12 protein-coding genes are annotated in these 10609 nt (G+C 75.2%); 6 read left to right on the forward strand and 6 right to left on the reverse strand.

Annotated elements, in window-relative coordinates; genetic code table 11:
* Positions 1–62 precede the first annotated feature (62 nt).
* Positions 63–875 carry an amino acid ABC transporter ATP-binding protein gene (locus MHY29_RS02945; RefSeq protein WP_224356729.1) on the reverse strand — a complete coding sequence of 271 codons (813 nt, stop codon included), beginning with the start codon at positions 873–875 and terminating at the stop codon, positions 63–65.
* 151 nt (positions 876–1026) lie between these two features.
* On the opposite strand from MHY29_RS02945, the gene MHY29_RS02950 reads away from it, so the two are divergent.
* From MHY29_RS02950 to MHY29_RS02960, 3 genes are all read left to right on the forward strand, one after another.
* Positions 1027–1824 carry a TIGR00730 family Rossman fold protein gene (locus MHY29_RS02950; RefSeq protein ID WP_224356730.1) on the forward strand — a complete coding sequence of 266 codons (798 nt, stop codon included), beginning with the start codon at positions 1027–1029 and terminating at the stop codon, positions 1822–1824.
* Entirely contained in the window at positions 1821–2138 is a 318-nt protein-coding gene (locus MHY29_RS02955) for a cell division protein DivIVA (protein WP_224356731.1), read from the forward strand. Before MHY29_RS02950 ends, MHY29_RS02955 begins: the two co-directional genes overlap by 4 nt.
* A gap of 156 nt (positions 2139–2294) precedes the next feature.
* A complete protein-coding gene (locus MHY29_RS02960; RefSeq protein WP_224356732.1) occupies positions 2295–2465 on the forward strand; it encodes a DUF3117 domain-containing protein in 171 nt (56 codons plus the stop codon).
* Positions 2466–2545: 80 nt separating this feature from the next.
* Here the strand turns inward: MHY29_RS02960 and MHY29_RS02965 are convergent, their stop codons facing one another.
* Positions 2546–3196 carry an O-methyltransferase gene (locus tag MHY29_RS02965; RefSeq protein ID WP_224356733.1) on the reverse strand — a complete coding sequence of 217 codons (651 nt, stop codon included), beginning with the start codon at positions 3194–3196 and terminating at the stop codon, positions 2546–2548.
* 201 nt (positions 3197–3397) lie between these two features.
* On the opposite strand from MHY29_RS02965, the gene MHY29_RS02970 reads away from it, so the two are divergent.
* Entirely contained in the window at positions 3398–4291 is an 894-nt protein-coding gene (locus tag MHY29_RS02970; protein WP_224356734.1) for a zf-HC2 domain-containing protein, read from the forward strand.
* A 21-nt stretch (positions 4292–4312) separates the two neighbouring features.
* Entirely contained in the window at positions 4313–4972 is a 660-nt protein-coding gene (locus MHY29_RS02975) for a twin-arginine translocase TatA/TatE family subunit (protein ID WP_224356735.1), read from the forward strand.
* Between the two features lie 27 nt (positions 4973–4999).
* On the opposite strand, the gene MHY29_RS02980 is transcribed toward MHY29_RS02975, so the two are convergent.
* From MHY29_RS02980 to MHY29_RS02990, 3 genes are read right to left on the reverse strand one after another with little or no spacing between them, the layout of a single operon-like run.
* Positions 5000–6148: an Mrp/NBP35 family ATP-binding protein gene (locus MHY29_RS02980; protein ID WP_224356736.1), complete on the reverse strand. Its 1149-nt coding sequence runs from the start codon at positions 6146–6148 to the stop codon at positions 5000–5002.
* Positions 6145–6897, reverse strand: a complete 753-nt coding sequence (locus MHY29_RS02985) for a DUF1003 domain-containing protein (protein WP_224356737.1) — start codon at positions 6895–6897, stop codon at positions 6145–6147. The genes MHY29_RS02980 and MHY29_RS02985 overlap by 4 nt, the downstream gene beginning before the upstream one ends.
* Positions 6898–6899: 2 nt before the next feature.
* On the reverse strand, positions 6900–8168 hold the full coding sequence (locus tag MHY29_RS02990; RefSeq protein ID WP_224356738.1) for a magnesium transporter MgtE N-terminal domain-containing protein: 1269 nt from the start codon (positions 8166–8168) through the stop codon (positions 6900–6902).
* Positions 8169–8249: 81 nt separating this feature from the next.
* On the opposite strand from MHY29_RS02990, the gene MHY29_RS02995 reads away from it, so the two are divergent.
* Entirely contained in the window at positions 8250–9056 is an 807-nt protein-coding gene (locus MHY29_RS02995) for a general stress protein (RefSeq protein ID WP_239238182.1), read from the forward strand.
* Positions 9057–9078: 22 nt separating this feature from the next.
* Here MHY29_RS02995 and MHY29_RS03000 read toward each other — a convergent pair.
* Positions 9079–10609: pyruvate kinase (locus MHY29_RS03000; RefSeq protein WP_239238183.1), on the reverse strand; the 1531-nt coding region annotated here is incomplete at its 5' end.

Below are 10609 nucleotides of genomic sequence, written 5' to 3' on the forward strand. Positions count from 1 at the left end.
GGTGCGGAGGGTGCTGACGGGGAGGGTGACGACGACGGCGCCCCGGTCGGGGCCGGCACGCGTCAGTGGACGAGGATCTTGCCCAGGAATTCCTGGGCGCGGGGGTGCTGAGGGCGGGTGAAGAAGGACTCGGGGTCGGTGTCCTCGAGGATCTCGCCGTCCGCCATGAAGACGACCCGGTCGCCGGCCTTGCGGGCGAAGCCCATCTCGTGGGTCACGACGACCATGGTCATGCCCTCGCGGGCCAGGCCGACCATGACGTCGAGGACCTCCTGGACCATCTCCGGGTCCAGGGCGGACGTGGGCTCGTCGAAGAGCAGCGCCTGCGGCTCCATGGCCAGGGCGCGGGCGATGGCCACGCGCTGCTGCTGGCCGCCGGAGAGCTGGGCGGGCATCTTCTTGGCCTGGTGGGCCACGCCCACGCGCTCGAGCAGCTCGAGGGCGTGACGCTCGGCCTCCGCCTTCTTCCTGCCCTTCACCCGGATGGGGCCCAGGGTGACGTTCTCGAGGATTGACTTGTGCGCGAAGAGGTTGAAGGACTGGAAGACCATGCCGACCTCGGCCCGCAGGCGGGCGAGTTCGCGCCCCTCGGACGGCAGGGGCCGGCCGTCGATGAGGATGCGGCCGCCGTCGTCGTCGATGGTCTCGAGACGGTTGATGGTGCGGCAGAGGGTGGACTTGCCCGAGCCGGACGGCCCCAGGACGATGGCCACCTGGCCGCGCGGGATGGCGAGGTCGATGTCCTTGAGGGCATGGAACTCGCCGAAGTGCTTGTTGACGTGCTCCAGCCGGATGAGGGCGTCCGAGGCCGCGGCGGGCGCCGGGCCGGAGGCGGCCGTGGAGCCGTGGACGGTGCCGGAAGTGATCTCGCTCATACCCGGGAATATAGCGCACGTCACACCTTGCGCCGCCCACCTGTTCGGTGGGGTGACCCACGAGCAGAGGACCGCCCGCGAATGGGGCACGGCGCCGGTCAGCCGCAGCGGGAGGCGTCCGGGGCGGGGCGCCCCTGACTAGGCTGGAACCATGACCGACAAGCCCGATCCCGCCCGCGCGGACCGCGTGGACCGTCACCGCGTGCACCGCGGCGGCCAGATCCTGCGGGGGGACGCGGCGGCGTCCCCCACCTTCGACCAGCTCCTGCTCGACGCGCGGCGGGCGCCGGCCGGGAAGACCCGTACGCCCTCGACCTCGTCCACCTCGGACGCCTGGCGGGTGCTGCGCATCCAGTCGGAGTTCGTCGAGGGGTTCGGCACGCTGGCGGACCTCGGGCCGGCGATCTCCGTGTTCGGCTCGGCCCGCACGGGTGAGGGCACGGACGAGTACGCGCTCGGCGTCGAGATCGGCCGTCGGCTGGCGGAGGAGGGCTGGGCCGTCATCACCGGCGGCGGGCCGGGGGCCATGGAGTCCGCGAACCGCGGCGCGGACGAGGCCGGCGGCGTGTCCGTCGGCCTGGGGATCGAGCTGCCGTTCGAGACCGGGCTGAACCCGTGGGTCGGGATCGGGGTGGACTTCCGCTACTTCTTCGCCCGCAAGGTCATGTTCCTGCGCTACGCCCAGGGGTTCGTCGTCCTGCCCGGCGGGTTCGGGACGCTGGACGAGCTCTTCGAGGCTCTCACCCTGGTCCAGACCGGGACGGTCACCCGCTTCCCCGTGGTGCTCGTGGGCACGGAGTTCTGGGGGCCGCTCGTGGACTGGATCCGCGGCACCCTGACGGCGCGCGGCATGATCTCGCCGGGGGACGCGGACCTCATCACGGTGGTGGACACGGCCGAGGAGGCCGTGGCCCACGTCAGCGCGACGTGCGGGGGTGCCCGCGCATGACGCAGCCGATCTGGATCGCCGTCCTCGTCGTGGCCGTCGTCGCCGTCGCCGCGCTGGCGGCCGCCGCCCTGGGCCGCGCCCTGCCCCGGCCCGCCGACCCCGCAGGGCAGGCCCCGCCCCACCCGGTGCTGCTGCCGGAGCACCCGCGCGCCGCCGACGTCGACCGCCTGCGGCTGGCCACGGCGGTGCCCGGCTACCAGCGGGATCAGGTCGATGAGGTGCTCGCCCGGCTGCGGGCGGCGCTCGCCGCCGACGAGGAGCGCATCGCCGCCCTGGAGGCCCGCCTGGGCGAGGGGGACGGCGTCGGGCGGTGATGGCGCACGGCGGCTCGTTTGGCGCGGCCCCGCCGGATCCGCGATAATGGCTGTGTGTCCCGTCACGCGCGCCACCGACGCGCGGGGGCGGGACGACCTCTGACACGTGGCACGGTCCGCGCGTCTGACTCGCGAAGCCAGAGAAGGGAAGTCGCAATGGCCGCCATGAAGCCCCGCACCGGGGACGGTCCCATGGAAGTGACCAAGGAGGGCCGCAGCCTCATCATGCGCGTCCCGATCGACGGCGGCGGACGCCTGGTCCTGGAGATCAACGCCGACGAGGCCAAGGAGCTCCAGCAGTGCCTCGAGGGCGTCACCCAGGCCTGAGCCCGGCCCCGCGCGCACGACACGGCCCCCGCACCGCACGGTGCGGGGGCCGTTCCGTGTCCGGACGGGGAGGCGCCGGTTCAGCGGCGCACGGCCAGCAGGACCCCCGTGCCCGTGGGGACCACGGCCGAGACCCACGCCTCGTCCTCCCGGACCAGGCGGTCGACGTCCCGGGCGGAGACGGTGGAGTCCTCCCGGACCGCCGCGCGCGGCACGCGGTCCGAGTCCAGGGCGTCGACGACCACCAGCAGCCCGCCGGGGGCGAGCATGCGGGCCGCCTGCTCCACGTCGAAGGCCCGGGAGGCGGGCTCGCCGTCCACCACGACCATCTCGTACGCGCCCGTGGTGAGGCGGGGGAGGACCAGGCGGGAGCGGCCCGAGATCATGCGCGTCCGGCTGGTGGGCAGGTGCGCCTCGGAGAAGGCCTCGCGGGCGGCGCGCTGGGCCTCGGCGTCGGGGTCCACCGTGGTGAGCACGGTGCGCTCCGGCAGCCCGCGCATCAGCGCGAGCCCCGAGACGCCGGCGCCGGTACCGATCTCGACGACGGCCGAAGGCGCCCGGGTGGCCGCCAGGACGGTGAGCAGCGCCGACGTCCCCTCGCCGACCGCACGGACGCCCAGCTCCGCGGAGCGCTCCCGGGCGCGCAGCAGGACCTCGGACTCCGCGGTGCGGGCCTCGGCCCACGCCCAGGAGGCGTGCTTGTCGGTGGGCTGGGGATGCAGGGCGCTCATGGGGACCTCGGAGTCGGCGGTCGGAGGCGGCGGCTGCCCCTCCGGGGGCGGGGCCAGTGTACGGAATCCGGGCGCGGCGCCGGGGGACGGTCCAGCCTCCTCCCAGGTGCGGTGGCCATGATGGAGGCCATCACGAGCGCACCGGCCCCGCGGACCCCTCCAGCCCCGCGACGGCCCGGCCGAGGAGACGAGGAGGTGGGGGTGCTGGCACGAGGACACTGCCTGCCCGTGCTCGACTCCTACCTGGAGGGCGTGCTGGCCCCCCGGGCGTCCCGCCGGGTGGAGGCCCACCTGTCCCGCTGCCCCGACTGCCGGGCGGTGGCCGGCCAGCGGGCCCGGGTGCTGGACGCGGCCCGGTCCGTGGACGCCCGCCCGGCGGCCGGTGCCGTCATGCGTCCCCGGGGCGTCTCCGGGCGGGCGGTCGTCTGCGGCCTCCTGGTGCTCGTCGTCCTCGCGGGGTTGGTCGCGGCCGTCTGGATGCTGGGCGGGCCGGCCTCCACGGCCGCCCCGGCCGACGTCGACCCCGTCCGGGCGGTCAGCGCGCCCGTCAGTGCGAGCGCGGACGAGGACGACGTGGCGACCCGCGTGGACGAGCTGCGCGGCCAGGGCTGGGCCCTGCCGTCCCTCTCCGCCTCCGGGATGCGCCCGCTGTCCGTGCACGCGGACCGCGTGGGGGAGGCCGCGGAGGTCTCCGTCGCCTGGGGTCGCACGAGCCCGGTCGTCACCGTCCGGGAGTGCCGCGGGGCGGACGCGGACGAGCGCACCCGGTGCGCCCGCCAGGGTGGGGTGGGGGTGTCCGGAGCGAGCGAGGCCCGGCTCCCCGTGGGCATGGACTACCGCATCGCCGACCACGCCGACGGCGGCTGGGAGGCGTGGCTGAGCACGTCGGACGCCGTCTACCGGGTGGACGCCTCCGTGCCCCGGTCCCAGGCGGAGGCGCTGCTGAGCCAGCTCGTCGTCGTCGAGCGCTCGGGGCTGGCCCCGCCCCGCCGCGACGAGGATCCCCGCGACCGGCTGGAGCGCGGTCTGGACCGCCTCCTGGACGGCCGCGTGGGCGGCGCGGCCGTGCGGAACCCGGCCGCGGGCGCCCGGTGAGCGTCTAGTAGAGTCACGAGCGTGTTTGGCATCAACGGCTCCGAGCTGATCGTCCTGATCGTCCTGGCCTTCGTGGTCCTCGGGCCGGAGAAGCTCCCCGAGTACACCCGCGCCCTGGCACAGGGCATCCGCAAGACCCGGGACATGGCCGAGGGCGCCAAGACGCAGTTCAAGGAGGAGACCGGGACGGACTTCGACTCCGTGGACTGGCGCAGGTACGACCCCCGCCAGTACGACCCCCGCCGGATCATCCGCGACGCGCTCCGCGAGCCGGCCGACGGTTCCACGGCCGCGGCCCGCGCGCAGGAGCTGACCGGCGTGGCCGCCGAGGACCTGCAAGGCGGCCTCTCCGCCCAGGACCTGCGGGACATGGACCCCCGCTCGCTGTTCCGCCGCCCCTCGGGCGACGGCAGCACGGCCGCCCCGGCAGGCGGGGGCGCCTCGGCGCCGTCCGACGCCCCCACCCCGGAGGACGTCCCCTCCGCCGCGGTCCCCGTGGCGGCCGCGTCCCCTTCCCCGGCCGGGGCCGCCGCCGCCGGCGTCGCGGCCGCCCTCCTGGCCTCCGGACGCGCCGAGGAGGTCCTCACGGACCCGGCCCCGCTGCAGCACCTGGGCACCGACCCGGATCCCCTCGACCTGCTCGGCAAGGCCCCGGCGCCGTTCGACGTCGACGCCACCTGAGCGCCCGCCCCTCCGGGCCCCGCCCGGTCAGCGAGGGCTGACGGGGAGCCCGCGCCCGCGCAGGCTCCCGGGGCGCACCGCCAGCCGAGCGGCGACCTCCTGCAGGGCCGCGGCCGCCGGGCTCTCCGGCGCGGAGACGACCACGGGCTCGCCCGCGTCGCCCCCGCGGCGCAGCGCCGGGTCCAGGGGCACGGTGCCCAGCAGCGGCACCGACGTGCCCAGCGCGCCGGAGAGCCGGTCCGCGACCTCCTGGCCGCCGCCGGCGCCGAAGACGTCCAGCACGGTGCCGTCCGGCAGGGCCATCGGCCCCATGTTCTCCACGACGCCGGCGACCCGCTGACCGGTCTGCGCCGCCAGCTGACCGGCCCGCGCGGCCACCTGCGCGGCGGCGTGCTGCGGGGTGGTCACCACCACGAGCTCCGAGGCCGGCAGCAGCTGCGCCGTCGAGATGGCGATGTCCCCGGTGCCCGGGGGCAGGTCCACGAGGAGCACGTCCAGGTCCCCCCAGTGCACGTCCGTGACGAACTGCTCGAGCGCGCGGTGCAGCATGGGCCCGCGCCAGGCCACCGGCCGGTCCGCGTCCAGGAACATGCCGATCGAGATGACCTTCACGCCCCGCGAGACGGGCGGCAGGATCAGCTCACCCACGCGTGTGGGGGAGGCCTGGACGCCGAGCAGGCCCGGGATGGAGTAGCCGTGCACGTCCGCGTCGATCAGCCCCACGGACAGTCCCCGGCCGGCCAGCGCGACCGCCAGGTTGGCCGTGACCGTGGACTTGCCGACGCCGCCCTTGCCCGAGGCGACCGCGAGGACGCGGGTGAGCGAGTCCTCCGCGAAGGGGTTCGCGGGGCGTGCCCCGCGCAGCGCCTCCTGGAGGGCGGCACGCTCGGTGGGGGTCATCACGCCCAGGCGCACGTCCACGCCGGCGCACCCCGGCACGTCCGCGACGGCGGCGGCCACGTCCGCCTGGATGGTCCCCTTCAGGGGACACCCGGCGATGGTCAGCAGCACCTCGACGGCCACATGGCCCCCGCCGGTCTCCGCCACGGAGCGGACCATGCCGAGCTCCGTGATCGGCCGGCGGATCTCCGGGTCGACCACGCCGTCGAGAGCCGCGAGGACCGCAGCCTCCAGAGGGGTCCGCACCTCCGGGCGGGGCAGGGCCGGGGCGCTCACGGGGCGTCCTGCCCGGCGTCGTCGGCGGCATGGGCCGCGTCAGGGGCGGCGCCACCCTGATCCGCAGCCTCCTGGGCGGCGATGATCGCCAGCGTGGTCGTGTGCGCCTCCGTCCCGTCGGGACGGCCCGGCTCCCGGCGGGACGACTTCTTCTTGGACTTCTCCTTGGGCTTGGGGGCCACGGCCGGGCCCGCCTCCTCGGCGCGCAGCTCCTCGCGGACCTCCTCCCGGACGACCTCGCGGAGCGCGGCCACGAGGTCCTCGTTCATGGCGCGGAGCTCACCGCGGACGTAGTCGCGGGTGGCCATGTCCTGGAGGGCGATGCGCAGGCCGGAGATCTCGCGAGTCAGGAACTCGGTGTCCGCGAGGTTGCGCTCGGCACGGTCGCGATCCTCGCGCAGGGCCACCTTGTCGCGGTCGTCCTGCCGGTTCTGCGCGAGCAGCAGCAGCGGGGCCGCGTAGGAGGCCTGGAGGGAGAGCATGAGGGTCAGTGCCGTGAAGCCCAGGGCCGCGGAGTCGAAGCGCCAGGGTTCGGGGGCGTAGGAGTTCCACCCCACCCACACTAGGCAGAACAAGGTCATCCACAGCAGGAACTGCGGGGTGCCCATGAACCGGGCGATGCCCTCCGTCCACTCGCCGAACGCGTCCGGGTTGGGCGTCAGGCGCGGCATGACACGCTCACGGGCCCGCATCGGCGTGTCGAGGCCGGTGGCGCGGGTGTCCCGTGGGTCGCGGGGGCTCTGGGGCATGGTCAGTCCTGGCCTTCCGTCTCGGGGTGGTCCTCGGGGTCCATGGCGCGCCAGTCCTCCGGCAGGATGTGGTCCAGCACGTCGTCCACGCTGACGGCGCCGACCACGCGGTGCTGGGCGTTGACCACGGGGATGCTCGTCAGGTTGTAGGTCGCCAGCTCGCGGGTCACGTGGGCCACGGAGTCCATGTCGGAGACCGGTTCGAGGTCCTTGTCCATGATGTTGCCGATCGCCTCGGGCGGAGGGTAGCGCAGCAGGCGCTGGAAGTGCACGACGCCCAGGTAGCGGCCGGTGGGGGTCTCCAGGGGAGGCCGGGCGACGATCACCAGGGACGCCAGCGCCGGGGAGATCTCCTGCTGGCGGATGGTGGCCATCGCCTCGGCCACGGTGGCCTCCGGGGGCAGCACCACGGGCACCGGCGTCATGATCGAGCCGACCGTGTCCTCCTCGTACTCGAGCAGGCGCCGCACGTCCTCCGCGTCCTCGGGCTCCATGAGCTCCAGCAGGAGCTCCTGCTGCGAGTCCGGCAGCTCGTTGAGGAGGTCCGCCGCGTCGTCGGGATCCATCTCCTCCAGGACGTCCGCGGCGCGCTCGATGTCCAGGTGGGAGAGGATCTGGACCTGGTCGTCGTCGGGGAGCTCCTGGAGGACGTCGGCGAGGCGCTCGTCCTGCAGCTCGTTGGCGACCTCGACGCGCCGCTTGTCCGTCATCTCGTGGAGCATGTCCGCGAGGTCCGCGGGCTTGAGGTCGTCGTGGGCGGCGACGAAGCTCGAGGCACCCTGCGGCTCGGCCGCCGCGCCCCAGGCGACCTCGTCCCAGGAGACGAGCAGGTGCTCGCCGCGGGGCCGGCCGAACGCGGTGCGGCCGTCGTCGCGGCGCACGTAGTAGTCCGTCACCAGCCAGTCGCCGTTGCGCTGCTGCTCGATGCCCAGGTCCTCCACGACGGCGCGGCCGGAGCCGTCCGTCAGGTGCACCCGCCGGTCGAACAGGTCGCCGGCCACCGTCTGCTCCGCGCCCCGCCGGGAGAACCGGCGGAGGTTGATCAGGCCCGTGGTGATGATCTGGCCGGAGTCCATGGAGGTCACGCGCGTCATCGGCACGAACACGCGCTTCTTGCCGGGGACTTCGATGACGAGGCCCGTGGCCGCCGAGCGGGCCCCGCGTCCGCGGTCGAGCACCACCACGTCCCGCAGACGGCCGAGGCGGTCGCCGAGCGGGTCGAACACGTCCAGGCCCAGCAGTCGGGCCACGAAGATCCGAGGGGAGTTCACCGGACCAGCCTAGTGGGTGGCGCCCGTCCGCCCGCGGCGGAGGCCGCCGCGGGCCGGCGGAGGGCCGGGCACAATGGAGGCATGTCGATGATGATGTCCGGACCCGCCGCCGGCGGCCTGCCTCAGGGCGAGCTCCTGGCCACGTACAGCACCTACGAGCAGGCCCGTGAGCAGGTGGACCGCCTGGCCGAGGCCGACTTCCCGGTGACCGCGCTCTCCATCGTGGGCAAGGACCTGCGCGTCGTGGAGCGGGTGCGCGGCCGCCTGAACTACGGCCGGGTGGCCCTCGGAGCGGCCGTGCAGGGCGCCCTGTTCGGCGCGATGATCGGCGCCTTCCTGCTCCTCCTCGACTCCTCCGCCGGCGGCATGCAGATCGTCACCTCGGCGCTGCTGGGCGTGGCGGTCTGGGTGATCTTCGGCGTCGTCGGCTTCGCCTCCCGCAAGGGCCGCCACGGCTTCGCGTCCACGCAGGCCCTCGTGCCCGGCGGCTACGACCTCGTGGTCGCCTTCGAGCATGCCGGGCGCGCCCGCCAGGAGCTCGGCCTCGGCGCCCGCGGGGCGGCGACGCCGGCACCCGCACCGATGCCCGTGCAGGAGTCGGCCCCCGCCCCGGCCCCCGCCCCCGCGCCGTCCGGCTCGGCGGTGTCCGGCCCCTCGGGCTCGCACGCCGCCCCGGCCTCCTCCGCCGAGCCCGCACCGGCGCACGTCGACGGCCCGGCGCAGGACCCCGCCGCGCCCGCCGGCCTGGACCGCTCCTACGGGGTGACGCTGCCCCCGGAGGAGGTCGCCCGGCTCATCGAGGCGCGCGGCGGCCGACCGCGGCAGGATCCGCAGGCGCCGCAGGCCCCGCAGGGTCAGCCGCACCCCTGGGACCGTCCGCAGTCCTGAACCGCCCCCGCGGCATGCACCGTCAGAGCGACCAGGAGCGCAGGCGGCGCAGCATGTCGCGCTTCTTGTCCGCGTGGCCCCCCATGCGGGTGAGGATGTCGGAGAGGGCCCCGATCGCCTCGTCGATGTACGGGCCCTTGTTCAGCATGGCCGCCTCGGCGCGCTGCGCCATGGCGGCGTCCGTGATCTCGGCGCGGGACGGCAGGCCCTGCTTGGCCAGGGTCTCCAGGATCTGCGTGGCCCAGACGGCGGGGACGTGCGCGGCCTCGCAGAGCCAGAGGATCTCCTCCTGGAGCTCGGCCATGCGCTCGAACCCGGCCTCCACGGCGAGGTCGCCGCGGGCGATCATGACGCCCACGTCGTTCCACCGCATGGCCTCGAGGAGCATCGCCGGCAGCCGCTCGAACGCCCCGACGGTCTCGATCTTCAGGGAGACGCCCACGCCCCGGGCGTCCTCCGCGTCGAGGGCGTCGATGAGGGCGGCGACGTCCGCGGGGGAGCGGACGAAGGACATGTTCACGACGTCCGCGTGCGCGGCCGCGAACGGCAGGTGAGAGCGGTCCTCGTCCGTCAGGGCCGGCAGGCGCAGGTCCGTGTCCGGGAAGTTCACGCCCTTCTCCGCCCGGAGCTTGGCCCCGGTCGGGCCCGCCTCGGTCACGGTCAGCGTGATGGCCTCGCCGTCGTTCGAGACGACCTCGCCCGTGATCTTGCCGTCGTCGATCAGGACGCGCTCGCCCGGGCGCACGTCCTGGAACGCCTGAGGCAGGGAGCAGCCGATCGTGAACGGCCCCTCGCTCACCGCGGGGCGCGGGTCCATGGAGCGGGTGAGCACGATCTCGTCGCCGGCGTGCACGCGCATCGCCTGGGGGACGGACGGCAGCGCGCCGACCACCAGGGTCCCGCGCGGGGTGTCCACCTCGAGGCCGGTGTGCCAGTACACGGTCTTGCGGCAGGCCAGGAGCACGCCCGCCTCCGTGGCGGCCAGCACGTGCAGGGTGCGGTCGGAGTCGCGGGCGTCGGTGAGCATCGCGTGGTCGCCGGGGCGCAGCGCGGACAGCACCGGTGAGTGCCCCGAGCCGGCCGGGTCCAGCGGCAGGACGACGGCGTCCGCGGCCTCCGGGGCGTCCGCCTCGCCCAACCACACGCGGGAGCGCTCCAGCACGGTCCCGTCCACGTCCCGGCGGGGCTTGACCTTCACGACGCCGGGTCCCGGCTCGAGCGGCCCCGTGCGCAGCTTCGGCCCGGCCAGGTCCATGCAGATGCGGGGGGCGGGACGGCCCCCGTCCCGGGCGACGCCGCGGATGTTCGCGACCATCGCTGCCCAGGCGGCCTCGCCGTCATGGGCGGCGTTCACGCGGGCCAGGTCCATGCCGGCGTCGGCCATGCCCTGGACCAGGGCGGCGTTCGTGGCGGCCTCGGAGGGCATGGTGACCATGATCCGGGTCTCCCGGCCCGGGCGGCTGGGCCCGAGGAGCGACTCCGCGTTGGCGGCGAGGAGTGCGCGCCCCTCCGCGGGGGAGAGGGGGTCGTCGTCGGCCGGGTCGGGTGCGGGG

Origin of the sequence: Micrococcus sp. ACRRV, from assembly GCF_022346985.1 — a bacterium.
In the GTDB taxonomy this organism is placed as follows: Bacteria; Actinomycetota; Actinomycetes; order Actinomycetales; family Micrococcaceae; genus Micrococcus; species Micrococcus porci.